We start from the raw sequence: 25,633 nt of genomic DNA on the forward strand, positions 1-25,633 counted from the left end.
ATCGGCGGCGGACGCGCCTGATCGACCGCGGCAAGACCCACAAGAAGGCGCTGATCGCCTTCGCCCGCAAGCTCCTCACCTACGCCAACGCCGCCCTCGCCAGAGGCACCCCATGGCAAGCCCACACGCCGGCCGCATAACGGTTGCTCAGGATGAGGATCGGGGTGGGATTTTCCCGGTCAACGGGCTCTCAGTTCCGGATCACCCGCGCTCCAGCGCCTCCAGGGTCATCGGATCGGGCCGGCCCTCGAAGAACGTGTTCAGCGCCCGCACGAAATCCGGCTCGTCGGGATCGGCCCGCCCGAACAGCGTCATGCAAGAGCGGAACTTCATGTCGTCGGGCGTGCCGAACAGGGCGCGGGCCGAGCGGTCCTTCCAGGCATTCGCGGCCCCTGTGCAGGCGCGCAGGCGCTCGCCGAGCAACGGGTGGGCGAGATAGGCCCGCGCCTCCGCGAGCGAGCGGATTGCGTAGCGGCGGGCCATGGCGCTGGAGCCGAGCCCGGCGATCTGCGGAAGCACGAACCACATCCAATGGCTCGCCTTGCGCCCGGCCCGAAGCTCGGCAAGCGCCTGCCCGTAGACATCGGCCTGAGCCTCCACGAAGCGGTTGAGGTCGAAGGGATCGTCCACGATAGACTCCTTGACGGCGGATTGCAGGCTCTCGGCGACCGGCCGGTATCGTCTCTCCCCATGAGGTCTCGCGCGAGAGGCAGGGCAAACCGGCACGGCGCGCAACCGTTCCTCAGAACCCGTTTGAGCGGCTGTTCTGGCGTCCCGGACGGTCCACATGCTGAAGTGCTGCGCCAGTCGACCCGAAATACGCCGCGACGCCTTCCCCGGAAGACCGCTGCCCTGGGATCGATCGTCCGGGATGCTTCGAGGCCGAGCTTTCGCTCGGCACCTCGGCATGAGGAACGATGGGCTTGCCAGAACAACTGATACGAACAGGTTCTCAGAGCCTGTTTGACCGGCTGCCGTGTCTTCGTCAGGCAACGGCAAGGCGAGAGGAAGATCCTACTCCCATCCCCACCCTCATCCTGAGGTGCCGGAGCGGAGGCCTCGAAGGGTGCTCCAGGAATCACGCGGGATCTGGAGCACCCTTCGAGGCCGCTCACGCGGCACCTCAGGATGAGGGTCGAGATGGGATCACTACAGTCAAACAGGTTCTCAGGCGAGTGCCGCCATCGCCGCGAATACGAGGGCGTGACGCGCGGCGAGCGCCTCGACGTCGCCGCCGTAGCCGCCGCCGATCACCGCGCAGAGCGGGATGTTGTCCGCCCGCGCGAGGCCGACGACGTAGCGGTCGCGGGCGGACAGGCCGTCGTCGGTGAGGCAGAGGCGGCCGAGCCGGTCGTCGCGATGGGGATCGACGCCGGCATTGTAGAAGATCAGGTCGGGCGAAAAATCCCGCACGAGCGCGGGCAGGCGCGCCTCCAGCACCGCACGATACGCCGCGTCGCCGAGCCCGTCGGGCAGGCCGATATCGAGATCGCCCGGCACCTTGTCGTAGGGGTAGTTGCGCTCGCAATGGATCGAGAGCGTGAACAGGTCGGGCTCGCGGGCGAGGCAGTCGGCGGTGCCATCGCCCTGATGCACGTCGAGGTCGATGATCAGCGCCCGGGTGATCGCGCCCTCCCGCCGCAGTGCCAGGGCGGCGACCGCCACGTCGTTGAACACGCAGAAGCCCGCGCCGCCCGCCCGCCGCGCATGGTGGCTGCCGCCCGCCGTGCTGCCGGCAAGCCCGTGGGCCAGTGCGAGCCGCGCCGCGCAGAGGGTGCCGCCGGCGGATGCCCGGGCGCGGGCGGCGACCCCCTCCGTCACCGGCAGGCCGATCGCCCGCTCGACGGCGCGCGGCACCCGCGCGGCGAGCACCACCTCGACATAGGCCGGATCGTGCGCGCCCGCGAGCAGGGCCGCGTCGGCGGGCTCCGGGGTGACGAAACCGTGGGGCGCGAGGCCGCTGGCGCGCAGGATCTCGGCCAGCCGGCCGTACTTGCGCATCGGGAAGCGGTGGCCCTCCGGCAGGGCGGCCTCGTAGGCCGGATGGAACACGATCGGCGGCAAAGGGGCGGCCTCGCGGGGCATCGAGTGTCACACGCCTGATACGGCGGCGCTGCTAGGCCCGTGATGGGGCGCGCCGTCGCGCCCGGTGACAAGCACCGACGGGAGACGCCGCGCATGATCGCCACGCCGGAGAGCGGCGCGTCCGCCGCCCTCGCGCTCTGCGCGGTGCTCGTCCTCGTCAACCTCGCGAGCCTCGCGGTGGCGGCCCTGCGCATCGGCCGCCGGGGCAAGCCCTCGGCCTTCCTCGCCGGCCCGCCGGTCTCGGTGGTGCGCCCCTTGCGCGGCCTGGAAGCGTTCAGCGAGGAGACGCTGCTGGCGAGCTTCCGGCTCGACTATCCTGCCTACGAGCTGATCTTCTGCGTGGCGGATGCGGGCGATCCGATCCTGCCGCTGCTGGAACGGATGCGGGCGGCCCACCCGCACATCCCCTCGCGGCTGATCCTCGGCGACGAGCGCATCGGCGGCAACCCGAAGCTCAACAACTGCGTGCGCGGCTGGGACGGCGCCCGGCACGACTGGGTGATCCTGGCCGATTCGAACGTGCTGATGCCCGCCGACTACATCCAGCAGATGCAGGCGGCGTGGCGCGCCGATACCGGCCTCGTCTGCTCGACGCCGATCGGCGCACGACCCGAAAACTTCTTCGCCGAGGTGGAGTGCGCCTTCCTCAACACCCTGCAGGCGCGCTGGCAATATGCCGGCGAGGCGCTCGGCCTCGGTTTCGCGCAGGGCAAGAGCATGCTCTGGCACAAGCCCTTCCTGGACGCGCAGGGCGGCATCCGCGCGCTCAACGCCGAGATCGCCGAGGACGCCGCCGCGACCAAGCTCGTGCGCGCGGCGGGCCGACGGGTGCATCTCGTCGCCGCGCCCTTCCGCCAGCCGCTCGGGCGGCGCGACTTCTCCGAGGTGTGGTCGCGGCAGGTGCGCTGGGCGCGGCTGCGGCGGGTCACCTTCCCGCTGTTCTTCGCCCCCGAGATCGGCATCGGCGCGTTCCTGCCGCTGGCGCTGGCCGGCCTCGTCGCCGGCACGACGGAGGCGGCCCTCTGGCTCGTCGCGACCGGCGCTCTCTGGTACGGGGCGGAGTTCGCGCTGGCCTTCCGTGCCGGCTGGCACCGCGCGCCGCGCCTGCTGCTGGCCTTCCTCGTGCGCGACGCCCTGCTGCCGGCGATCTGGGCGAGCGCCTGGGCGCGCACCGCCATCGTCTGGCGCGGCAACCCGATGGACATCCGCACCCGCGACGCCGCCCCGCTGGAGACGGGGCCGAGCGCGGCTTGACCGAAGACACGGCAACGCTCTTGCTTGGCCGGTCACGCTGTGGCCCCCTGACGGGCCGGGATGCGGGGACGCCACGATGCCGACGCCTTCGACCGCGCTCGACAGGAGCCTGAACGCCTTCCATCTCTGGGGCATCGCCGTCGGGCTCGTGATCTCGGGCGAGTATTTCGGGTGGAGCTACGGCTGGGCGCAAGCCGGCACCCTCGGCTTCCTCGTCACCACGCTGTGCGTGGCGGCGATGTACGTGGCCTTCATCTTCAGCTTCACCGAACTCACCACCGCGATCCCGCAGGCGGGCGGCCCCTTCGCCTACTCGCTGCGGGCCTTCGGGCCGACGGGGGCGGCGGTCGCCGGTTACGCGACGCTGATCGAGTTCGTGTTCGCACCGCCCGCGATCTCGCTCGCCATCGGCGCCTATCTCAACGTCCAGTTCCCCGGCCTCGATCCGAAGCACGCGGCGCTCGGCGCCTACCTGCTGTTCATGGGGCTCAACATCGTCGGCGTGCGCATCGCCGCCACCTTCGAGCTGTTCGTCACCGTGCTGGCGGTCGCCGAGCTTCTGGTCTTCATGGGGGTCGTCGCCCCGGCCTTCAGCCTCGCGAACTTCACCGCCGGCGGCTGGGCCGGGCAGGACGGCTTCGGCCCGGCGGCGGTCGGCGGCATCTTCGCGGCGATCCCCTTCGCGATCTGGTTCTTCCTCGCCATCGAGGGCGTCGCCATGGCGGCCGAAGAGGCCAAGGACCCGAAACGCACCATTCCCATCGCCTACATCACCGGGGTGCTGACGCTGACCGCGCTGGCCTTCGGGGTGATGCTGTTCGCGGGTGCGGCCGGTGACTGGCAATCGCTCTCCGACCTCAACGATCCGCTGCCCCAGGCGATGAAGCGGGTCGTCGGCGAGTCGAGCGGCTGGCTGCACATGCTGGTCTGGCTCGGCCTGTTCGGGCTCGTCGCCTCCTTCCACGGCATCATCATGGGCTATGCCCGCCAGATCTTCGCGCTGGCCCGCGCCGGCTTCCTGCCCGCCGTGTTCGCGCGGGTGCATCCGCGCTTCCAGACGCCGCACGTGGCGACCCTGGCCGGCGGCCTCGTCGGCATCGCCGCGATCTACAGCGACAACCTCGTCAGCGTGGCGGGCCAATCGCTCACCGCCAGCATCGTGACCATGGCGGTGTTCGGCGCGCTCACCATGTACGTGATGAGCATGGCCGCGCTGTTCCGCCTGCGTCGCAGCGAGCCGGATCTCGCCCGGCCCTACCGGGCGCCGCTGTATCCCCTCGCGCCGGCCTTCGCGCTGGCATTTGCCGTGATCTGCCTGATCGCGCTCATCGTCTACAATCCGCTGATCTTCGCGATCTTCTTCGCCGTGATGGCGGCTGCGGTGCTGCTCGTGCGGCTCGTGGCGAAGCCGACGGCACCGGCGACGGCTTCCGCTTTCGACCCGGCGATCTAGATCGAGCCCCATGAGAATCGCCATCCTCGAGACCGGCCATCCGCCCGAGCGGCTCGGCGGGCGCTTTGCCTCCTACGGCGCGATGGTCGCGGCGCTGATCGGCCAAGACGCTCTTTCGGGCCACACCTTCGAGCGCTTCGACGTGACCGCGGGCCACTGGCCCGGAGCGCCGGAGACCTTCGACGCCTTCGTCGTCACCGGCTCGCCGGCCTCGGTCTACGATCCGATCCCGTGGGTCGCGGATCTTCTCGCCTTCCTGCGCGACCTCGATCCCTCGAAGAAGCTCGTCGGTCTCTGCTTCGGGCATCAGGCCCTGGCGCAGGCCTTCGGCGGGCGGGTGGAGCGCTCCGAACGCGGCTGGGGCCTGGGGCTGCACGTCTACGGCGTGGTCGAGCGTGCGCCGTTCATGGACGAGGCGGACAAAATCGCCATCCCCGTGAGCCATCAGGATCAGGTCGTCGCCCTGCCGCCCGGCGCACGGGTGCTGGCGGGCAGCGCCTTCACGCCCTACGGCGTGCTGGCCTGGACCGACCGCCCCGCCCTCTCCTTCCAGTGCCATCCGGAATTCGCGCCCGATTACGCCCGGGCGCTCACCGACGGCCACCGCGCCGGCGCGACGCAGCCCGACCTCGTCGCCGCGGCGCTGGCCTCGCTGGATGCGCCGCACGACAGCGCCCGGGTGGCGGGCTGGATCCGCCGCTTCCTGAACGCGTAGGTCATCCGGTTCATCGCTTCGGGTTCTGCCACACGCCGTCATTGCGAGGCTCGGCGCAAGCAATCCAGGGCGCTCCCATGTCCGGAAAGGTCGCGCCGCCGGATCGCTTCGCTGACGCTCGCGATGACGGCGCGCGGCAGAGATCCGAAGCCATCAAGCGGATGTCCCCCGGTAGGCGCCCTGCCGCTCCAGCATCCAGCCGGGATATTCCGGCGGCAGCCGCGTGGCCGCATCGAGCGCGGCGAGGTCGTCGGCGTCGAGCCGCACCCGCGTGGCGGCGATGTTGTGCTGAAGCTGCTCGATGCGCTTGGCGCCGACGATCACGCTGGTGACCGCCTCCCGTTGCAGGAGCCACGCCAGCGCCACCTGCGCCACGCTGCAGCCCTGCGCCCCGGCGACCGCGCGCATCGCGTCGAGCGTCGCGGCCCCGCGGGTGCGGTCGACCGGCGGGAAATCGAAGGTGGTGCGCCGCCCGTCCGCGGCCTTCCCTTCACCGTCGTACTTGCCGGAGAGGTAGCCGCCGGCGAGCGGGCTCCAGACCATCAGGCCGATCCGCTCGGCCGTCAGCATCGGCGCGATCTCGCGCTCCAAGTCGCGCCCGACCAGGGTGTAGTAGGCCTGGAGCGAGACGATCGGACCGAGGTGGCGCATCTCGGTGAGGCCGACCGCCTTCATCACCTGCCACGCCGCCCAGTTCGACAGGCCGAGATACCGGACATGGCCGTGACGCACGAGGGTGTCGAGCGCCTCCAGCGTCTCGACGATCGGCGTCGCCGGGTCGAAGCCGTGGATCTGGTAGAGGTCGATATGATCGAGGCCGAGCCGGGCGAGGCTCGCCTTGCACTGGCTGAGGATATGCCCGCGCGAGGCGCCGCGGGCGTTCGGCCCCTCGCCCATCGGGCCCAGCACCTTGGTGGCGACCACCACGTCGTCGCGGGCGATGCCGAGATTCCTGAGCGACTGGCCGAGGATGCGCTCGCTCATCCCGCCCGCATAGACGTTGGCGGTGTCGATGAAGTTGATGCCGGCATCGAGCGCGGTCTTCACGAGGGCGTCGGCCTCGTCCTGGCCGAGGCGGCCGATCTGGCCCCACAGCCCCTCGCTGCCGCCGAAGGTCATGGTGCCGAGGCAGAGTTCGGAGACGAACAGGCCGCTCTGGCCGAGGGAGCGCATGCGCATGGACGGGTTTCTCCGGTACGATGAGAGGCCGGACTGTTACGCCTGCCGGGGCCGGCGGCGCGCCGCCGATCCTCTCAGGCTCTTGCCCGATCCTCTCAAAGCCCCGCGCCGCGGATGCGCGGACGACGTATCGGCGCTAGGCTGAGCCCATGACGACGGATCGTGCGACGACGGATCCGGCCGGCCTCGCGGGGCTGGTCGAGCGGCAATGGCACCGGTTCGGCCGGGAAACGCCGCTGGACGGGCTGCTCCTCAACCGCGCCGAGGGGCCGAGCGGTCCGATCCGCTCGGTCTACCGGCCCTCCTTCTGCGTCGTGGTGCAGGGCGCCAAGACGACTCTGCTCGGCGACACCGCGTTTCGCTACGCCGCCGGACAGGCGCTGCTCGCCTCCCTCGACCTCGCGGTCACCGCCCGGATCACCGAGGCGAGCCCGGCGCGGCCCTATCTCGCCTTCAGCCTCGCCATCGACGGGCGGACCCTGGCCGAACTGCTCGGCGGGCAGGCCGAGGCGCTCGCCGAGCCGCAGCCGCACGCGTCCGTCTTCGCGCCGCTGCGCACCGTCGCGCTCGACCCCGCCCTGTGCGATCCTCTCACGCGTCTGCTCGCCCTGCTCGACCAGCCCCGCGACCGGCCGGTGCTGGCGCCGCTGATCGGCCGGGAAATCCTGTGGCGGCTGCTCAACGGGCCGCTCGGGTCGGCGCTGCGGCAGATCGGCCTGCCGGACGGCCACGCTGCGCGGATCGGCCGGGCGACCGCACGGATCCGCGCACACTACGCCGAGCCCTTGCGCGTCGCGGATCTGGCGGCGCTCGCCGGCATGAGCCCGGCGAGCTTCCAGGGGAGCCGACATAGAACGGGCACCAAACCACGTTAAGCGGACAGATCAAGAACATCTGGGTTCAGGGCTGTCAGGGTCCGATTGAGCGCCCGGAACCCGTCGGCTTCGATCCGCGGCTCGTCGGACCAGATATAGTCGCCGGTGAGGTTGATGTGCTGCCAGCCGAGGGGCGCCAGATGCGGCAGCCATTCGGCCGGAACGTCCTCGCCGCGGTCGTCGCGCAGGTGGCGTAGGACGCGGTTCATGTAGACGGTGTTCCAGAGGATGATGACGGCGACCACGAGGTTGAGGCCGCTGGCGCGATGTTGCCGGCTCTCGGCGGTGCGGTCGCGTAGTCGTCCGAGGCGGTGGAAGCAGATGGCCCGGGCGAGGGCATTGCGGGACTCGCCCTTGTTCAGCTCGGCGCTGGCCTGCCGGCGAAGCGAGGGATCGTCCAGCCAGTCCAGCGTGAAGAGAGTGCGTTCGATGCGTCCCACCTCGCGAAGGGCCAGGGCCAGCGCGTTCTGGCGCGGATAGGATCCGAGCCTTCGCAGGAGGAGCGAGGCGGGCACGACGCCCATGCGCACCGACGTCCCCGCGCGCAGCATGTCGTCCCAATGCCTCGTGATCAGCGGCTCGTCGATCCGGTTCCCGAGGAAGGGTTCGAGCGTCGGCCACCGGCTGGACGGGCCGAAGGCGTGCAGCTTTCGGTGGGAGAGGTTCGGAATGCGCGGGGCGAAGCGGAACCCGAGCAGATGGCAGAGCGCGAACACATGGTCGGAGACGCCGCCGCCGTCGGTGTGGTGGACGGCGATCTCGACCTCGCCCCCCAGAAGGCCGTCGAGGACGTGGGCGGCTTCACACTCGGTCGCCGAGATGACCTTGGTGTGGAAGGGCGCGTAGCGTCCGGAGACGAAGGTGTAGAAGGAGACGGCGGGGTTCGATCCCTTGTGCGGGTTGACCGTACCGGCGACCTCGCCCCGCCCGCCGAGCGGGAAGTTCTGGCCGTCCGAACTCGACACGGCGGCGGACCCGAAGGCGGCCGACAGCGGCTGGTCGTGCTGGGCGGCGACGATCCTGGCGAGGGCTCGACCGTAGTTCTCCTCGCTCAGGTGCCAGCCTGCGGTCCAGGCGAGCTGACGGTAGCTGGTGTGGGCGCAGGCCTCGGCCATGCGTGTCAGCCCGAGATTGGTGGCGTCCGCCAGCACCGCGGTCAGCACGACGCGGGGATCGGCTGCCGGCAGCGCCGTGCGCGCGTGGGTGAAGTCGTCGCACAGGTTCGTCCAGCGCGCGACTTCGGTCATCAGGTTCGTGATGCGCACGCGGGGCATCAGGGTCTGGATCCGCTCGGCGAGCCGTTCGGCCGCCGCGGGTGTGACCGCCTGCGGCGGCGTGATCCGCAAGGCGGTGCCGGTCACGCGGACAGCGGCCAGAAGATCGCGACCGGCGCGTCGTTCGATCTCGTCCAGCCGCTCAGTGAGAAGCGCCCTGCGCTCCTCGAGCCAGAGCCGGGGATCGTCCGGAACGGCGAGCGGCAAGGGACCGGCCTGCCTCATCGCCCTGAACAGGGGCGTGGGGATCATCTGGTCCTCGACGGCGCGGTACTGTCGGCTGCCGACGACCCAGACATCGCCCGCGCGCAGCCTGTCGCGCAGTTCGGCGAACAGGCAGAGTTCGAAGGCTGCGCTGTTGATCCTTCCCTCGCGATGGACGGCGTTGCGCCAGCTCTTGCGCACGAAGCCGGTCGGGAGATCGGCGGGGAAACTGCGGCGCGATCCCTGGTAGAAGGTCCGCATGGTCTCGACGCCGCGCAGGAGGCTGGCGCAGCTTGCGATCCCCGCGAACGCGAACCCGTTAAGGAACGCGGGGCCGATCCGTCGCAGGAGCGCGTGGCTGGCGCTCGCCAGCGCGGCATAGTTGTTTGATCCCAGGGTTTGATGGTGCACTCTTCACGTTGGAGTGGAGGGACGCGCTATGGGCCAAGTTCTTCACGGCAGCGCCACCACGACGGAGGCAGTCCGTCGAGCGATCCAGCATAGTCAAGCGAGCCTGAGGGCGCTCTCGAAGCGCTACGGGATCAACCGGAAGACGGTCGCCAAGTGGCGGCAGCGGACCTCGGTCGCCGATCAGCGCACGGGTCCGAAGGATCCCCGCTCGACGGTGCTGTCACAGGAGGACGAGGCGGTCGGCCACGATCCACGGCCAGACGGTCGACCTCCCCTGGCGCGACATTCTCCAGATACTGTCGGCGAATCAGGCGGCCTGTGCCAAGGCTGCGAAGCGTGTCGTGCGCGTCCTGGCTCGCGGCACTGCCGCCAACCAGTGTACGACCCGCGCGGCGTTCATCGCTGCGGCCACGCACACCTGCTGCAGTCCGGTCCTGGCTTGGCCGATGTATCGGCTCCTGCGTAGTCCGAAGGCCCGCACGCCCTGCGAGAGCGTGCCTTCGATCCCGGCGCGGATGCGATACCGCTGCTTCCAGGCTGGATCCTGCATCCGGTCTCGAGCGGCGTTCAGCGCCTCGTATTCCGGGCGCGGCAGGAAGTAGACGGAGCGGCGCGCCTCCTTCGACGCGGTGCAAAGCGCTCGCGTCGCGCAGGCGCCGCAATCGGTCCGGCTGAACACCGCCTGGAAGCGCGGGGCACCGACCTCGTCGCGGGTAGCGCGCCACGTCACTGACGTCTTGCCCTGGGGACAGGTGACCCGCTCGCCTTCCCAGTCGATTGCGAAGTGGCGCTGTTCATAGGTCTGCTCAGCCTGCGTCGCCCGCCTCGGCATGGCGCGGACCGGCCCTTCCAACGCGACGTCATGGTCGCGTCGGCTACCGACCAGCAGTCCCGCATCGACGTAGCCGGCATCCACGAAGTGCTCGGCCGGCAGAAGGTTCTTTGCCGCCAGCTGCTCGTGGATCGCGGCCGTGCTCGCCATGTCCGGCTGCATCGCCGGACAGGTCATCACGTTTGTGATCAGATGGGCCGCGTCCGCATCGCAGACTTCGGTGACGTGTACCTTGTAACCCGACCATTCCATCTGCCGCTTGGTGCTGTAGTGGACCTCCGGGTCGTAGGGAGACTGCAGTCGCTCGCCGACCGGCGGCAACTCGGCGCCGCTGCGCCACCGTGGCGGCCCGCTTCCCTCGCGGGCATAATGCACTCGCCATACATCGCGCAGCGTTCCCACCATCGGCACGGCCCGCACCTCAGGCGGTGCCGCCGGCGCGTCCAGCGCTTCGAGTAGGGCAAACCCGTCCGTACCGATCGCAAGAGCGAGTGCCTCGCGTTCCGTCCGAGCCCTGGGCAGGCGATAGTCCTCCACCCGGCGTCCATAGCGCTCGAACCAGACCGGTCGAGCGATGCCGCGCAGCCAGTCCGGAGCGACGGCAGCGAGATCGTCGAGCGCAGCGCGCAGGGTCTCGGCGACCAGTTCAAGGAGGTGCAGATCGTGAACGGCAGCCAGCACGTGCGTGCTGTCGGTGCGCTGCTTGCCGCGCGCTTTGACCAGCCCCCGAGCCTTGAAGCGGGCGAGCATCCGGTCCAGCAGCAACTGCTCGCCGCCGCCGGCAATGAGACGGGCACGGAACTCGGTCAGCACGCTGAAGTGGAAGCCCGGATCGGTCAATTCGAGACCGAGCGCGTACTTCCAGTCGATGCGTGCACGTACGGCGTCGGCCGCTTGACGGTCGCTCAGGTGCTCGGAGAACTGGAGGACCGTGACCAGGGCCAGCCGCCAGGGCGCAAGACCGGGCTGGCCGCGGGTCGGATAGAGATCGCGGAAGTCCTCGTCCTGGTAGAGGGCGCTGAACTCATCGCGCAACCGCGTCGCGACCGTCCCTTTGGGGAAAGCCGCGCGCGCCACGCGCGCCGTCTCGACGGGGATCGCGCCGATCGGTTCCGGTCGCAGGCTCATCGCGCACCTCCGTGCCAACACCCCCGACCATCTGATTCGCCGACAGTATCTTCTCCATGTTCACGCCCCGAGCATCGATGGCGTGACCGGCGCCTCCCCGATCCATCTCGGCCGTGAGGCCATCGGCCTCGCCATCACCCTCGAAAGCCACGCGGCGCTCCTGTTCGGCAACGGCGCTCGCCCCGGTGGCATCATCAGTGTCCCCGGCGACCTTGGCGACACGGGCGCTCCGAAGCTCGCGCGATCCTGGCAGATGGCTTTTGGCGGCGGCGGCGCAGGCAAAACGGCCGTGCTTGAGGGTGGCGCCACGTTCAATCAGGTCGCGCTCACGTCGGTCGACGCCGAGTTCATGGCGCAGCGCCAGCATCAGGTGCGCGAGATCGCCAACCTGTTCGGCGTGCCGGCCATCATGCTCGGCGACCTGTCGAGCGCCACGTTCTCCAACGCCGAGGCCCTCGGCCAGGCGTTCCGCGACGAGGCCATTCTCCCGCTCGTCATGTCCTGGGAGGCCGCTCTCGAGCGGTGCCTCCTCGAGGAGGACGAGCTCCCGGCCTATCGCATCGCCATCGATACCGACGCGCTCGACCGCGCCGACCTGGCCGCGAAGTCCGACGCTCTGGCGAAGCGCCGCGCCGCAGGCGTGGTGACAGCCAACGAGGAGCGCCGCGCCCTCAACCTCCCGTCTCACCCGCAGGGCAACGAGCTCGGCAGTCCCTACACCACGCCCGGCACCGCCAAGCCGGAAGCCAAGCCCGCCGCCGAGGAGGGCGCGGACGCATGAGCAAGACCTCTCACGCCGCGTTCTTCGGCGACGCCGAGCACGTGTTCGACCTGGCCCCGTCGCACATCGTGCGCGAGCTTGAGGCTGCAACCGGCGCCGGGATCGGCGCCCTTGTCCGTCGCGTGATCGAGGAGCGCACGTTCCATCACGCGGACGTGGAGCACACGATCCGCCTCGGCCTCATCGGTGGCGGCATGTCCCCGAAGGAAGCCGCCCGCCTCGTCGCCGCCTACCTCCCGGCCGCGCCGCTCGAGGAGGGAATGCTTCTCGCCATGAGCGTGCTCGGCAGCTTGTTCTTTGGCACCAGCCGCGAGGAGCTCCCGGTCGAGGAGGCACCCGCACCGGTGGAGGAGCTCCCGGCTCCCGAGGCTCCGGCCGTCGACATCTGGAACGCCCCGCCGCGGCGCCGCGCGCCCCTCACCGAGGAGGCCGGCGCGTGACCCGCGAGGAGGAGATCGAACTCGCCTATGCCGAGCGTGACCGCCAGAACCTACAGGCGTTCATGGAGGATCAAGACGATGAAAGGTCGGCCGTCAACGAGGCCGAGAACGACAAGCACTTTGCGCGGCTTGTCGACATATTCGACAATCAAGGCGCCGCGTGGGTGAGCGAGAATTACGATTACGTCAAATCTCGCTTTCCGTCCAAGTTCGTCCACGATCACATTCGCGTCGACAACTACGGGACCAAGTTTCAGCGCGTCCGCCTCCGTTGCGACATTCGGGAAGCCCGGCCGTGACCGACTTCCTCGAGCGCAAGGCCGCGATCACCGCGACCGACGAGGGCGAGATCACCGCCCTCGCGTGGTCCTTCGCCTCGGCCGACCGATACGGCGACATCATCACCAAGGGCGCCTTCACCCCGCTCCCGGCCTCGCTTCCCATGCTGTTCGCGCACGATCCCGGCCAGGTGGTCGGCGTGTGGGATCGGTTCACCGAGACGGCCGAGGGCCTCGAGGTGAAGGGCCGCCTGTTCGTCGGCCAGGCCCGCGCCGACGAGGTGCGGACCATGATCCAGGCCGGCGCGATCACCGGCATCAGCATCGGCTTCGACAAGAAGTCCTGGGCGCCCCGTGCGGATCACCGCACCGGCCGCACCATCCGCTCGCTCGAGCTCGCCGAGGTGAGCCTCGTGAGCGTCCCCGCCCATCCCCGTGCGCGCATCCGCACGGCGAAGAACGGCGCCGCGGCCGTCGCAATCGCCGCCTCCCTCAACCGCTTCCTCGCGAAGCTCTGACTCAAGGAAACACAGCACACATGTTCATGCATCACGCCAACCTCGAGGGCTCGCTCCTCGAGCTCAAGGACGCGGACGGCGACACCGATCTGGCCGCGGACATCACCAAGACCCTCGAGGCCATCGAGGCCAAGCTCGGCGAGCGCCTCGGCGCGATCGAGACCAAGTCGGCCGCCCTCGGCAACGCCATCGCCGAGACCATCGTCAACGCGATGAATGCCGTCGTCGCGACCGTCCAGGCCGCGGTCAACCGCGTGGTCGGCGCCGTCAATTCGATCACCTCGGCCGTCAACTCGGCGGGCGGCAAGGTTGGGATCGACGTGGGTCTCGGCAAGATCCCTGATGTGAACCTCGGCCAGGTGGCGAACCGCTACGCGGGCGCCGGCAAGGTGGCGGGCGACGCCTACGGCAAGGCGTTCGAGGCCCTGTCGGTCGACTATGTGGGATCGGCCCTCGATGCCGGCGCCAAGGGCCTCGAGGCCCTCCGCAACAAGGCGAACCTCGCCGCCGCGAACCGCATCATGAATTCGCCGACGAACGGTGGCCTGGATAACGGCTCGCTCGACGCCAAGATCAAGCCGCCCAAGAAGGACGCGGACAAGAAGGGCGGCGGCGCCGACAAGGAGGACGCTTTCCAAAAGGAGGTGGCCGCTATCGAGAAGCGCACCCGCGCCTTCGACAACGAGCGCGCCGCGGTCGGCCGGAGCGCGCAGGAGGTAGCCAAGGCCGAGGCCGCGTTCCGGCTCCTCGAGGCGGCCAAGAAGGCGAATTTGCCGATCACGGATCAGCTCAAAGCCAAGGTCGACACGCTCGCGACCGCCTACGCCAGCGCCAAGGTCAAGCTCGACGAGGCCGAGGCCGCGCAGCGCCGCATGCAGGAGACGCAACGGTATCTCGGCGATGCCATGACCGACGCCCTCGGCGATCTCCTCGTCGAAGGACGCAGTGTGGCCGACGTGTTCGACAGCCTCGCCAAGAGCATCGCCAAGGCCGCCCTTCAAGCCGCCCTGATGGGCTCCGGCCCCCTCGCCGGCTTGTTCGGCGGCGCCGCGCCGGCCGGTGGTGGTGTCGGCGGCATCCTCGGCAAGCTGATGGGTTTCAGCGAGGGCGGTTGGACGGGACCAGGCGGGAAGCACAAGCCGGCCGGCATCGTTCATGCCGGCGAGGTGGTTTGGAGCCAGGCCGATATTCGGCGCGCGGGTGGCGTCGGCGTGGTCGAGGCCATGCGCCTCGGCCGGCGCGGCTACGCGGATGGCGGGATCGTCGCCGGCCGCGCTCCTGCGATCCCGAAGGCGAACCTCGCAGCGACCGGCGCCCGCGGCTCCGTCATCACCGTGGCGCCATCGATCACCGTGCAGGCGACGGGCGGAACGCCGGAGCAGAACGCGAACCTCGCCGGCCAGGTCGGGCAACAGGTCGGCCAGCAAATCGACGCCATGGTGCGTGGGATCATGGCGCAGGAGATGCGCGCCTATTCCCGGCCCGGCGGCCTGTTCGATCACATGCGGCGCTAGGTCGAGATGATGCGAACGGGTTAATGCGTCGGACACGTCCGCGCGATACACTAGGCGCGTAGGAGGGTGCCGCCGCGAGTTTGGACCCCGCGGCGGTCTTTGGTCCACTCCTGCCAGGCCGAGGACGGGCGGTCGCTCCTGCCACAGATAGGCCGCCCGCCTCGAGCCACACTCACCCTACCATCACACCGTTACCCATTCGGCTAACACCGAGACGATCACGGTTAATGACCGGGCGAGCTCCTGAGAGAGTGTTACCAAAGGGCGAAGGCTTTCTTAGCCGCGCTTGCAAAATGCCTGCGACAGGCTGTCGCATGCAGCACCTCATGCACCGCGCTACAACGAGGCTAGGAGCGTTCGCGGCTAGGCGTTCGATCCTGGCTTAGCCCGTTAGGGGATTACCCGAGCGGGATCAGCCACAGCCAAGACCAGGGACCAACGGCGAGCGTGACCTTGTACGTCACCTCGCCGTTTTCCGTTCCGGCGCGGCTGCATCTCTGGAAAGAGCGCTTGTCGCTCCCCGGCCGATCCCGTAGAATTCACATACCGAAACCAACGTGAATTCGACCAACCTATGCCGCCCGCCCCCAGAACGACCGTTTCCCTTCCTCGCGCTCGCTTCGAGCAGATCGAGGCGATTGCCCGTCATCGCGGCCTGCCGAACGCCGCCGCTGTCATCGGGGCGTGGATCAGCCGTGCAATCCAAGAGGGCGAGATCCCTCCCGAGTTTCCCGGCATCACCTGCCAGCCCGTGGGCGGCGGCTTCCTCGTGTCGGTTCACGACAAGGTGCTCCCGACGATCCCGCCGGAGAAGGCGCGCGTGCTCGCCGCCGTGCTGTCCGCCGCCGTGCTGTCCGCCGCCGGAGGCAAGAGCGACCCGGAGCTGTCGTTCGCGATGACGCCCGGCAAGGCCACCGTGATGGATCTCGGCGACCATCTTCTCGTCATTGCCCGCGCCGGCCGGGGCGTGCGGATCGTCGCGAAGCCGAAGGACGGCACGGAAAGCACGCTCGCCTCCGTCTCTCCGTCTTTCGCGGTGGAGATGGCGCGCCAGATCCGCGAGGCGTTCACCGGCCACTGAACAAAAGAAAGCCGCCACGGGAAAACCCGGGCGGCTGAAAGGTTTAGATATGCACGACCGTGATACCGACAACTCTGCCGGGGCGCAACCTGAAAGTGGCGTAGAGCCTACTCCGGCGATCCGCTACGTCTATTGCCCGCGCACCGGAGCCCCGATCCCCATCGCGCTCGCGGAGAAGCGCGTTGCCCGCCAACGCGAGTTGAATGCGCCTATCCAGCGTGCGATCCGCGCGAAGAAGCGTGCTGCCGAGGCGGCAGCCGTTGAGGCCGTGAGCGACGTCGATATGGCCGACGTTGCCGCCACGCTTGCCGATCTCGACATGCCGGACGATCCGCTCACGCCCGAGAACGCTCAGGCACAGCGCTTCCTCTTGAAGAAGTGGCTTGAGATCGATGGGCCACGTCAACGCCAGCACCGGAAACAGGCGCAGAGCTACATGACGGCTCGCCTCGTCCTGTTGCGAATGCGTTGGGAGAGCGGCTGCGATCCCGAGCCGGCAGAGTTCGCGCCGCGCCTCGCAACGGCACTTCGTGAGCCCGTAGACCGGGATCGCGCCCGGAACACGCTCAACGCGTTGGCGAAGCTGGAGGGCGAGGGCGGCCCATGGGAGGGCACTCCGTCGTGACAGCCTCCGCGTGACCCTCTCAGATCGTCAACGTCGTGACAAAATACGCGTGACCCTCGCCGGTAAGTCTAACCCTTTGTTTCGAAACGCGAAAACGACGATCCGGGAGTTGCAGCAGCAAGAGGGTCACGCGGAGGCTGTCACGACCGCGGGGTATATTAATAGGCATCCAGAGAAAGAGACGAAGATCATAAAACGGCGCCGTCGTGACAGCCTCCGCGTGACCCTCTCCGGCACGTAGCTTGGCGCCTCCCATTCTCGAACTCCCGGCTTTGGGTTGCGGCCCTCATCTTTCAGAACCCAACTCCCGGCCGATGCCTCCGGCTTCTCCAGTCAAGCTAGATAGCCTCCAGAATCGCCACAGAGGCCCACACAGACTCACGGAGCATATTCGAGCTACCGGACACCCAAAATCTCGCGGCGAGTCTGTGTGGGCCTCTAATGCGAAATTTCGGCGCCACAGGCCTCGCAAAGCAACGCTTCCAGTGTATCGAAGTAAATCAAAATTGATGTGCTGCTAAAATTGCTATCTGTGCGTTAAAAACCCCTTGCCGGCGAATCCCAAATCAGCCAAATCGAAGAAGGCGGCAAATCAAAATCAATGACCGCCTACGGGGTTAGATATGCACGGACGCACGATCACCATGGAAGCTTGGGCGGAAGTCTACGCCGAGCTTGAACTGCCGAGCTTCGGCACGGTAGGCACCGCCGCGATTACGAGCGGCGAGCACCCACATCTCGGCGCCGTCATCGCCGTTCAGACGCTCGACGGCATCCACATCATCAGCGATCTGCCTTTCGCCGACGAGATCGACCGGCAGCTCGCGCAGCAGGAAGACGAGTTCCGGGCGATCGTCTCGGCGGCCACTTCGCGGAGGCGACGGCCGACGCCTGCCCTGGCTCAGCCGTCCATCGCAGATGTGCTGCGGGCGAACGGCATCACGCCACGCTCGCCGCGCATTGTCGATGGGATCGACGTGGACGATCTCGCTGCCACGCTTGCAGAGCTGGACGAGGCCTGAAGGCCGCCAAATCACATCTCCTACGGTCAAGCTAAACGTTCAGCTTGCGTGTCCCACGGACTTTAGCGAGCAACATTCCGCTCAATCGGACGCGTACCCGTCCGCTCGGCGCTTAAACCAACCCGTCACCACCAATCATGAAGGCGAATGATATGCAGAGCGTTACCGGCCGAGACGGCTACATTATCGCGAAGGCGCTCATCTGGGCGCTTGAGTACGCAAAAACGCTTCCTGACCATGACCGCGAGTGGGGCGATGAGGAAGATATGCGGGCGATCTTGGATGCCAGCTTGTCCACCGCCAAGGACATGATCGAGAAGGAGCGCGCCATTGCGGTCGAGCTCTCGAAGCTCCAGGCGCGCGGCGCGACAAATGACGAAATCACCGCTCACCTCAATGCGTGGGATCCGTCCGCGACTGTCGCGACCGAAGATGCGGCTCTCGCGCGGACTGCCGCGAATCTCACGTCGGGGCGCATCAGCGGCGCCATCGATCCCAAGTAGCTTGACGCTCCCACACGAACCTCATGAGAAGGCCCCGGCGTACCCCGCCGGGGCCTTCTTCGTTCGGGTCGCCATTCTGAGCGCCGGAATCGCTACACCACTTCTACCACAACGCCGCTACAAAGCGTTGCACAATCCGAAGGTTAAGTGGTTGATTTTGAACGATAAAATCGAGTGGCGGAGAGGGGGGGATTCGAACCCCCGATGGGCTTGCACCCATGCCGCATTTCGAGTGCGGTGCATTCAACCACTCTGCCACCTCTCCGCAGAGGTGCCGTATCGGCAGGATGCGCCCTAGCACGCGGACAGCGGTCCCACAAGCCGGCATTAAGGGGACGGCTTGCCGAATACGGCATCCCATCGCACGACACCGTCAATGATGTCCTGAACGCGCTGGACTCGGACCTGTTCTCGGACTGCTTCATGACCTCGGTCGAGGCCCTTCGCGCGGCGGAGCCGGACAGCGTCGCGGTGAACGGCAAGAGTTCGCGTCGTGGCCGTGCCAAGGGCGGCCATCTGCTCCACGCGTCTCGGCCTCGGCCAGGAAGCGGTGTGCGAGAAGGCCAACGAGATCGTCGCCATCCCGCTTCTGCTGCAACGGCTTCATCTGACCGGCGCTCTGGTGACGATCGACGCCATGGGCACCCAGACCGCCATCGCACAAACCATCCTCGACAAGGGCGCCGACGACCGCCTCGCCCTCAAGGACAACTGGCCCCGGCTTGCCGAGGACGGGCGCCTGTTCTCCGATAATCCCGGCAACGCCTCCCTCGACACCCAGGACACCGACACGCTCGACCATAGTCGCAGTGAGACCCGCCGAAAAGCCGCCGCCTGGAATCACGGCTATCTCCGGGCCATCGTCACCCAGACTGCCTGAAATCCTTCAAGCGATCGCCCTGGCCTGCGATCGGCATGGCTTGTGGAAGAGCCCTTGCGGACAGACCCGGGCGCGGTGTTGATGCCCTGCATGTCCGACCTGTTCGTCTCCGCCGGCCTCGATACGGGTGCGCCCCGCCCGCTCGCGGACCGCCTGCGCCCACGCCGCCTGCCCGAAGTGGTCGGGCAGGAGCATCTGACCGGGCCCGACGGGGCGCTGACGCGGCTGCTCGCCTCGCGCTCCCTCGGCTCGCTGGTGTTCTGGGGGCCGCCCGGCACCGGCAAGACCACCGTGGCGCGGTTGCTCGCCCACGAGACCGACCTGTACTTCGAGCAGATCTCGGCGATTTTCTCCGGTATTGCCGATCTGCGCAAGGTGTTCGAGGCGGCGCGCAAGCGGCGGGCGATCGGACAGGGGACGCTGCTGTTCGTCGACGAGATCCATCGCTTCAACCGGGCGCAGCTCGACGCCTTCCTGCCGGTGATGGAGGATGGCACCGTCACGCTCGTCGGGGCGACGACCGAAAACCCCTCCTTCGAGCTGAATGCGGCGTTGCTCTCGCGCGCCCGGGTGCTGCTGTTCCGCGCCCTCGATCCAGCCGCGCTCGCCCGGCTGCTCGCCCGCGCCGAGGACTTGGAAGGCTATCCCCTTCCCCTCGACGAGGAGGCGCGCGCGGCGCTGATCCGGATGGCCGACGGGGATGGACGCGCCGCGCTGACGTTGGCCGAAGAGGTCTGGCGCTCGGCCCGCCCCGACGAGATCCTCGACGCCGAAAAGCTCCAGACGCTCGTGCAGCGCCGCGCGCCGATCTACGACAAGGCGCAGGAGGGCCACTACAACCTGATCTCGGCACTGCACAAGACCGTGCGCGGCTCCGATCCTGATGCGGCGCTGTACTATCTCTGCCGGATGCTGGACGCGGGTGAGGACCGGCTGTTCATCGCCCGCCGGCTCGTGCGGATGGCGGTGGAGGATATCGGGCTCGCCGACCCGCAGGCCCTCGTCGTCGCGAATGCCGCCAAGGACGCGTTCGATTTCCTGGGCTCCCCGGAGGGTGAGCTCGCGCTGGCGCAGGTCACGGTCTATCTCGCCTGCGCCCCGAAATCGAACGCGGTCTACACCGCCTACAAGGCGGCCACGCGCGTGGCCAAGACCGCCGGCTCGCTGGCACCACCGCGCACCATCCTCAACGCGCCGACCGGGCTGATGAAGCGGATCGGCTACGGCGAAGGCTACCGCTACGACCACGACGAGCCCGACGCCTTCTCGGGCCAGGATTACTGGCCCGAAGGTCTCGGCCGGCAGCACTTCTACGAGCCGACCGACCGGGGCATGGAGACGCGCTACCGCGAGCGGCTGGCCTATTGGGAGCGGCTGCGGCAGGAGCGGCGGGGCGAGGACTGAGCACCCAGGCGAGACACCGCAAGCGCGACAAAGGATTCCGATCGATCATGCAGGCCTACACGACGCTGACCGCCACCTTCGCCCGCCTCGGTGCGCTTGAGGACGCGGGCGGCATTCTGGGCTGGGACACGCAGACCCAGATGCCGGACGGTGCCTCCGAGACCCGCGGCGAGCAGCTCGCGGTCCTGAGCGTCCTCGCCCACGAAATCCTGACCGATCCGCGCAACCGCGAGCGGCTGGATGCGGCCGAGGCCGAGGACGGTCTCGGCGCGTGGGAGGCGGCGAACCTGCGCGAGATGCGCCGCGCCTACGCGCATGCCGCGGCGGTGCCGGGCGACCTCGTGGCGGCGGCCTCGAAGGCGGCGACCCGCTGCGAGATGGTCTGGCGCGAGGCGCGCCGCGACTCCGACTTCGCCCGGCTGCGCCCGCATCTGGAGGAGGTGCTGCGGCTGCAACGCCTCATCGGCGAGGCCAAGGGTGCGGCCCTCGGGCTCGGCGCCTACGACGCGCTGCTCGACGGCTACGATCCCGGCATGCGGCGCGCGCGCATCGATCCGCTGTTCGCGGAGTTGCGCGCGGTCCTGCCCGATCTCGTCGTCGCGGTGCGCGGGCGGCAAGCGGCGCAGGCCCCGCCCCTGCCGCTGCCGGGCCCGTTCCCGGTGGCGACGCAGCGCGCGGTCGGGCTGCGGCTGATGCGGGCGATCGGGTTCGATTTCGAGCGCGGGCGGCTCGATGTCAGCCTGCACCCGTTCTGCGGCGGCGCCACCGACGACGTGCGCATCACCACCCGCTACGACGAGGCCAGCGCCACCGGCGCGCTGATGGGCGTGCTGCACGAGACCGGCCACGCGCTCTACGAGCAGGGCCGCCCGGCGGCGTGGCGCCATCAACCCGTGGGGCAGGCCCGCGGCATGAGCCTGCACGAGAGCCAGTCGCTTCTGGTCGAGATGCAGGCCTGCCGTTCGGCCGCGTTCTGCGCCTTCCTGGCGCCGGCCCTGCGCGAGGCCTTCGGCGGCCAGGGGCCGGCCTGGGAGGCGGACAACCTCCACCGGCTCTACACCCGCGTCGAGCCCGGCTTCATCCGGGTGGACGCCGACGAGCTGACCTACCCCGCCCACATCCTGCTGCGCTACCGCCTGGAAACGGCAATGATCGGGGGCAATCTCGCGGTGGCCGATCTGCCGGCCGCGTTCAACGACGGGATGAAGGAACTGCTCGGGCTGACCGTCCCGGACGACCGGAACGGCTGCCTGCAGGACATCCACTGGCCGGGCGGCAGCTTCGGCTATTTCCCGACCTATACGCTCGGTGCGATCGCCGCCGCGCAGCTCTTCACGGCGGCGAACGTCCGGCATCCCGGCATCCGCCCGGCGCTGGCCGAGGGTGATTTTTCGCAGTTGCGCGGCTGGCTGCGGGAGCATGTCCACGCCAAGGGAAGTCTGCTGTCGACGGACGATCTGCTGATCGCCGCGACCGGCCGGCCCCTCGGTGCGGCCGACTTCCTCGCACATCTGCGGCGTCGCTATCTCGGCGAGGGCTGAAGCCGAGGATTCGGAGACACGGGGATTGCGCCGGCCGCCCGGGCACCGTAACGGGGCCGCCCTCCCCCGGCACATCCGAGCGATCCGATCCCCATGGCGGCCTGCGGCCTCGACTTCGGCACGTCCAACACCACCCTCGGCATCGGCGCAGGCGACCGCCCGCTCCTCGTGCCGTTGGAGGGCCCGCATCGCACCCTGCCGAGCGCGATCTTCTTCGCGCCGGGCCGGGACGCGCAGGTCGGCCGCGCGGCGATCGAGGCCTATGTCGAGGGCACGCCCGGCCGGCTGATGCGGGCGCTGAAATCCGTGCTCGGCTCGCCGTTGATCGAGGAGACCACGCCGGTCGGGCGCGAGCGCATCCGCTTCCGCGACGTGATCGCCCGCTACCTGACGATGGTGAAGGCGCGGGCCGAGGCCGGGGCCGGCGTGACGCTCGACACGGTGGTGCACGGCCGCCCCGTCCACTTCGTCGACAACGATCCGGCGGCCGACCGCAGGGCGGAGGACACGCTCCGGCAGATCGCCGGGAGCATCGGCTTTCGCCACGTCCGCTTCCAGTACGAGCCGATCGCCGCCGCGCTCGACTACGAGCGCACGGTGCGTGCGGAGGAGATCGCGCTGATCGCCGATATCGGCGGCGGCACCTCGGACTTTTCCGTCGTCCGGCTCTCTCCGGAGCGGCACGGACGCGACGAGCGGGCCGACGACATCCTGGCCAATGACGGCGTGCGCATCGGCGGCACCGATTTCGATCGGAATCTCAGCCTCGGCGCGGTGATGCCGCTGCTGGGGTTGGGAAGCCCGATGAAGCGGGCGGACCTCGCGGTGCCGAACGCCTATTTCCACGACCTCGCGACGTGGTCGAGCATCAACCGGCTCTACAACGCGAAGACCCTGCGCGAGATCGACGAGGTGATACGCGACGCCGCCCGGCCGGAGCTGGTCGCGCGGCTGCGCAGAGTAGTCGAGGCCGAGCGCGGCCATTCGCTCGCCATGGCGGTGGAGGGCGCCAAGATCTCCGCGTCCGACGAGGGCACCGGCACCGTCGATCTCGGCTGGGTCGAACCGGGTCTCTCGGCCGGCGTGGACCGGACGCGGCTCGCCGGACATACCGACGATCTGGCGCGGCGCATGGCGCAGCGGATCGGCCGCTGCCTCGATCAGGCGGGGCTGTCGGCGGAGCGGATCGACGCGCTGTTCCTCACCGGCGGCTCGACCGGCCTGCCGCATGTCCGCACGGCGCTGACCGCCTGCGTGCCGGCCGCGCGGGTGGTCGACGGCGACACCTTCGGATCGGTCGGGCTCGGGCTGACCCTGGAGGCGGCGCGACTCGCGGGTTGAGCCTGCCTGTCGGAACCGTTCGTGGCGACGGTGGCATTCCCTCGCACTGTTCCGGGTGGCTCGAACGGGACGGGGCAGGCCGGAACCGGCATGGGCGCGGCCCGATCGGGAGTGAGATGTCTCGCAGCGGCACCGGGCGTCGAGCGCCCCCGCGGTTTGTGCGGACATGCGGCAGGGCCATCGCTCGAAGCCGCTTGAGCGGCTTCGCGGCGTGAAGAGCGCCGCGCGGAGCGGGTTTTTCAGGACATTCGTCCTGAAAAACATCGAGCGGAGCGAAAGCCTGAGCCCGCGGAGGCGGGCGCCGGCGACTGAGGCGGGCCAAGAAAACCAGTGCCATCGCTTGAAGCGATGGCCCTGGAACATGCGGTCGCGGCGCTTTGCGCCGTCACCTCAGGATGATAGCAGCGGCGCATGAAGGGACGTCCTCCACATCGCGGCTCCGGGGCCAGGCGCGGGTCCAAAGCCGGCGGCTTCACGCCGCGCCCCGGCACCGGACCGCGCAACTCCGCCCGCGATGCGGCACAGCGCGCCGCCCGCAACCGCGGCGATGATGCCGCCGACCGCTCGCCCTGGGACGACGGCGAGACCGTTGCCAGCGCGCCGCGTCCGAAGCGCCCCGCGAAACCCGCTGCGCCGAAGTCCGGAGCCGAGGCCCCGCGGTCTCGCGCGAAGGCGCCGCGCGCCGAACCCCCGGCCCCGCCCGCCGCTCCGACCCGCCGCGAGCAGCGCGCCGCCGCTTCGGCGACGCTGGCGAGCGGCGTGCAGACGCTGACCGTCGCCCCCGACGAGGCGGGGATGCGCATCGACCGATTCCTGAGCGCGCGCTTCCCCCAGCTTCCCTTCACCCGGGTGCAGAGCATCGTCCGCAAGGGCGAGTTGCGGGTCGACGGCAAGCGCGCCAAGCCGAGCGACCGCCTGGAGCCGGGATCGAGCGTGCGGGTGCCGCCGCTCAAGCTCGACCCGCCGGCGGACCGCCCGCGCAGCGCCGCCAGGGCCGCCGACGACGCCGAGTTCCTGCGTTCGCTGATCCTCTACGAGGATGCGGACATGATGATCCTCAACAAGCCGTTCGGGCTCGCCGTCCAGGGCGGCTCCGGCACCGTGCGTCACGTCGACGGCCTGCTGGAGGCGCTGACCGGGCCGGACGGGCAGCGCCCGCGCCTCGTCCACCGCCTCGACAAGGACACCGCCGGCTGCCTGATCGTCGCCAAGACGCGGCTCGCCGCCGCGACGCTGGCCAAGAGCTTCCGCTCCCGTGCGGCGCGCAAGATCTATTGGGCGCTGGTGGCGGGCGTCCCGCGCACCCGTCAGGGCCGGGTCTCGACCTATCTCGTCAAGGACGAGCCGACGGATGCCGATGCGCGGATGCGGGTCGCCAGGCACGGCGACGAGGGCGCGAGCCACGCGCTCACCTACTACGCCACCGTCGATCAGGCGGCGCAGAAGCTGGCCTGGCTCTCGCTGAAACCCGTGACCGGCCGGACGCACCAGCTCCGCGCCCACGCCGCGCATATCGGCCACCCGATCGTCGGCGACCCGAAATATTTCGACGTGGAGAACTGGGAGTTGCCCGGCGGCATCCAGAACCGCCTGCACCTCCTCGCCCGCCGCATCGTGATCCCGCACCCGCGTACCGGCCGGCCGGTCGATGTCAGCGCGCCGCTGCCGCCGCATATGGGGCAGAGCTGGAACCTGCTCGGCTTCGACGCCGCCCGCTACGACCCGATCGTCGAAGCCCCGGAGGCATGATCCGGCACGAGCCGTGCTTCACGAAGACGAGGCCCGCCTTGGAAAGCGGTTCTCCCGCCATAGCTCTCCCGGCATGAGATGCCGCGTGGACGGGGGCAGGACGAGGTGGTCTCAATCCTCCCGGCGAGAGGCCTTTTCGCCGGGCTTGACCGAGCGTTCCGGCTTTCCCTCCCCGCAAAGATGCCGCCGCAACGAGGTCAGATCCCATGAGGCTCGTCACGCTGTCGTCCGTCGCGCTCGCCGGCCTGCTCTGCGCCGTTGTGCCGGCCGGCGCGGCGCCGCCTGCCGACGGTTCGCCGGGCAAGCAGGGCCAGCCCGCGCCGGCCGCCACGGTCGCGCCCCAGGCGCCGCCCGCCGCCCGGCCTCCGGCGCCGGGAGCGCGCGCGTCGGAGCGGCGGCGGCGGACCTCCTACGCCTCCTGCAACCGCGAATCGCATCGCCGCAAGCTGTCCGGCGGGGCACGGCGGCGCTTCCTCGTCCGCTGCCGCCTCGGCTACGAGCGTCGTCCGGCCTCCCAGCCGGCGCCCGTTCGCCGGCCGTGAGCCT

General features: G+C 69.4%; 22 protein-coding genes, 1 tRNA gene and 3 pseudogenes. 20 read left to right on the forward strand and 6 right to left on the reverse strand.

Annotated features, from left to right (window positions below; translation table 11 throughout):
• Positions 1-201: 201 nt before the first annotated feature.
• Both PGN25_07285 and PGN25_07290 read right to left on the reverse strand, forming a co-directional pair.
• Positions 202-633 (reverse strand): DUF1810 domain-containing protein, encoded by a 432-nt coding sequence (locus tag PGN25_07285; GenBank protein MEH3117403.1) that lies wholly within the window; start codon positions 631-633, stop codon positions 202-204.
• A 534-nt stretch (positions 634-1,167) separates the two neighbouring features.
• Positions 1,168-2,064: a histone deacetylase gene (locus tag PGN25_07290; GenBank protein ID MEH3117404.1), complete on the reverse strand. Its 897-nt coding sequence runs from the start codon at positions 2,062-2,064 to the stop codon at positions 1,168-1,170.
• 114 nt (positions 2,065-2,178) lie between these two features.
• Here PGN25_07290 and PGN25_07295 point away from each other — a divergent pair, with 114 nt between their 5' ends.
• The 3 genes from PGN25_07295 (at position 2,179) to PGN25_07305 (ending at position 5,507) form a co-directional block, all read left to right on the forward strand.
• Positions 2,179-3,339: a ceramide glucosyltransferase gene (locus tag PGN25_07295; GenBank protein MEH3117405.1), complete on the forward strand. Its 1,161-nt coding sequence runs from the start codon at positions 2,179-2,181 to the stop codon at positions 3,337-3,339.
• A 76-nt stretch (positions 3,340-3,415) separates the two neighbouring features.
• Entirely contained in the window at positions 3,416-4,792 is a 1,377-nt protein-coding gene (gene eat / locus PGN25_07300; GenBank protein MEH3117406.1) for an ethanolamine permease, read from the forward strand.
• 10 nt (positions 4,793-4,802) lie between these two features.
• Complete coding sequence (locus PGN25_07305; protein MEH3117407.1) at positions 4,803-5,507, forward strand: type 1 glutamine amidotransferase; 705 nt, start codon at positions 4,803-4,805, stop codon at positions 5,505-5,507.
• A gap of 153 nt (positions 5,508-5,660) precedes the next feature.
• Here PGN25_07305 and PGN25_07310 read toward each other — a convergent pair whose 3' ends face one another.
• Complete coding sequence (locus PGN25_07310) at positions 5,661-6,686, reverse strand: aldo/keto reductase (protein ID MEH3117408.1); 1,026 nt, start codon at positions 6,684-6,686, stop codon at positions 5,661-5,663.
• A gap of 149 nt (positions 6,687-6,835) precedes the next feature.
• Between PGN25_07310 and PGN25_07315 the strand changes: the two genes are divergently transcribed.
• Positions 6,836-7,561 (forward strand): AraC family transcriptional regulator N-terminal domain-containing protein, encoded by a 726-nt coding sequence (locus PGN25_07315; protein MEH3117409.1) that lies wholly within the window; start codon positions 6,836-6,838, stop codon positions 7,559-7,561.
• Here PGN25_07315 and PGN25_07320 read toward each other — a convergent pair.
• Positions 7,558-9,423 (reverse strand): annotated as a pseudogene (locus tag PGN25_07320) (Tn3 family transposase). The gene PGN25_07315 and the pseudogene PGN25_07320 sit on opposite strands and share 4 nt — an antisense overlap.
• A 55-nt stretch (positions 9,424-9,478) precedes the next feature.
• Between PGN25_07320 and PGN25_07325 the strand changes: the two are divergent.
• Positions 9,479-9,691 (forward strand): annotated as a pseudogene (locus PGN25_07325) (IS481 family transposase).
• A gap of 66 nt (positions 9,692-9,757) precedes the next feature.
• On the opposite strand, the gene PGN25_07330 reads toward PGN25_07325, so the two are convergent.
• Positions 9,758-11,410, reverse strand: a complete 1,653-nt coding sequence (locus PGN25_07330) for an IS1182 family transposase (protein MEH3117410.1) — start codon at positions 11,408-11,410, stop codon at positions 9,758-9,760.
• Between PGN25_07330 and PGN25_07335 the strand changes: the two genes are divergently transcribed.
• From PGN25_07335 to PGN25_07375, 9 genes are all read left to right on the forward strand, one after another.
• The gene (locus PGN25_07335) at positions 11,337-12,191 is read left to right on the forward strand and encodes a phage portal protein (protein MEH3117411.1); all 855 of its coding nucleotides are present in this window, start codon (positions 11,337-11,339) and stop codon (positions 12,189-12,191) included. The two genes, PGN25_07330 and PGN25_07335, sit on opposite strands and share 74 nt — an antisense overlap.
• Positions 12,188-12,631, forward strand: coding sequence for a gene transfer agent family protein (locus PGN25_07340; protein MEH3117412.1), 444 nt, complete (start codon positions 12,188-12,190; stop codon positions 12,629-12,631). The genes PGN25_07335 and PGN25_07340 overlap by 4 nt, the downstream gene beginning before the upstream one ends.
• The gene (locus PGN25_07345) at positions 12,628-12,930 is read left to right on the forward strand and encodes a hypothetical protein (protein ID MEH3117413.1); all 303 of its coding nucleotides are present in this window, start codon (positions 12,628-12,630) and stop codon (positions 12,928-12,930) included. The genes PGN25_07340 and PGN25_07345 overlap by 4 nt, the downstream gene beginning before the upstream one ends.
• On the forward strand, positions 12,927-13,427 hold the full coding sequence (locus PGN25_07350) for an HK97 family phage prohead protease (protein ID MEH3117414.1): 501 nt from the start codon (positions 12,927-12,929) through the stop codon (positions 13,425-13,427). The genes PGN25_07345 and PGN25_07350 overlap by 4 nt, the downstream gene beginning before the upstream one ends.
• Before the next feature lie 212 nt (positions 13,428-13,639).
• Positions 13,640-14,941 carry a hypothetical protein gene (locus PGN25_07355; GenBank protein ID MEH3117415.1) on the forward strand — a complete coding sequence of 434 codons (1,302 nt, stop codon included), beginning with the start codon at positions 13,640-13,642 and terminating at the stop codon, positions 14,939-14,941.
• A 574-nt stretch (positions 14,942-15,515) separates the two neighbouring features.
• Positions 15,516-16,022 carry a hypothetical protein gene (locus PGN25_07360; GenBank protein MEH3117416.1) on the forward strand — a complete coding sequence of 169 codons (507 nt, stop codon included), beginning with the start codon at positions 15,516-15,518 and terminating at the stop codon, positions 16,020-16,022.
• Between the two features lie 49 nt (positions 16,023-16,071).
• Positions 16,072-16,647: a hypothetical protein gene (locus tag PGN25_07365; protein ID MEH3117417.1), complete on the forward strand. Its 576-nt coding sequence runs from the start codon at positions 16,072-16,074 to the stop codon at positions 16,645-16,647.
• 623 nt (positions 16,648-17,270) lie between these two features.
• A complete protein-coding gene (locus PGN25_07370; protein MEH3117418.1) occupies positions 17,271-17,669 on the forward strand; it encodes a hypothetical protein in 399 nt (132 codons plus the stop codon).
• A 152-nt stretch (positions 17,670-17,821) separates the two neighbouring features.
• Positions 17,822-18,172: a hypothetical protein gene (locus PGN25_07375; GenBank protein MEH3117419.1), complete on the forward strand. Its 351-nt coding sequence runs from the start codon at positions 17,822-17,824 to the stop codon at positions 18,170-18,172.
• Between the two features lie 175 nt (positions 18,173-18,347).
• On the opposite strand, the gene PGN25_07380 is transcribed toward PGN25_07375, so the two are convergent.
• Positions 18,348-18,437 (reverse strand) — tRNA-Ser (locus PGN25_07380).
• An 86-nt stretch (positions 18,438-18,523) separates the two neighbouring features.
• On the opposite strand from PGN25_07380, the pseudogene PGN25_07385 reads away from it, so the two are divergent.
• The 6 genes and pseudogenes from PGN25_07385 to PGN25_07410 all read left to right on the forward strand — a co-directional run bounded on the left by PGN25_07385 (position 18,524) and on the right by PGN25_07410 (position 25,629).
• Positions 18,524-19,052: pseudogene (locus PGN25_07385) on the forward strand (ISAs1 family transposase).
• Positions 19,053-19,142: 90 nt separating this feature from the next.
• Positions 19,143-20,456: a replication-associated recombination protein A gene (locus PGN25_07390; protein ID MEH3117420.1), complete on the forward strand. Its 1,314-nt coding sequence runs from the start codon at positions 19,143-19,145 to the stop codon at positions 20,454-20,456.
• A gap of 47 nt (positions 20,457-20,503) precedes the next feature.
• The gene (locus tag PGN25_07395) at positions 20,504-21,997 is read left to right on the forward strand and encodes a carboxypeptidase M32 (protein MEH3117421.1); all 1,494 of its coding nucleotides are present in this window, start codon (positions 20,504-20,506) and stop codon (positions 21,995-21,997) included.
• A gap of 93 nt (positions 21,998-22,090) precedes the next feature.
• Positions 22,091-23,338, forward strand: a complete 1,248-nt coding sequence (locus PGN25_07400; protein ID MEH3117422.1) for an Hsp70 family protein — start codon at positions 22,091-22,093, stop codon at positions 23,336-23,338.
• A 411-nt stretch (positions 23,339-23,749) separates the two neighbouring features.
• Positions 23,750-25,087 carry an RluA family pseudouridine synthase gene (locus tag PGN25_07405; protein ID MEH3117423.1) on the forward strand — a complete coding sequence of 446 codons (1,338 nt, stop codon included), beginning with the start codon at positions 23,750-23,752 and terminating at the stop codon, positions 25,085-25,087.
• Between the two features lie 206 nt (positions 25,088-25,293).
• Entirely contained in the window at positions 25,294-25,629 is a 336-nt protein-coding gene (locus PGN25_07410) for a serine/threonine protein kinase (GenBank protein MEH3117424.1), read from the forward strand.
• Positions 25,630-25,633: the final 4 nt, after the last annotated feature.

Origin of the sequence: Methylorubrum populi (assembly GCA_036946625.1) — a bacterium.
GTDB classification, from domain to species: Bacteria; Pseudomonadota; Alphaproteobacteria; order Rhizobiales; family Beijerinckiaceae; genus Methylobacterium; species Methylobacterium populi_C.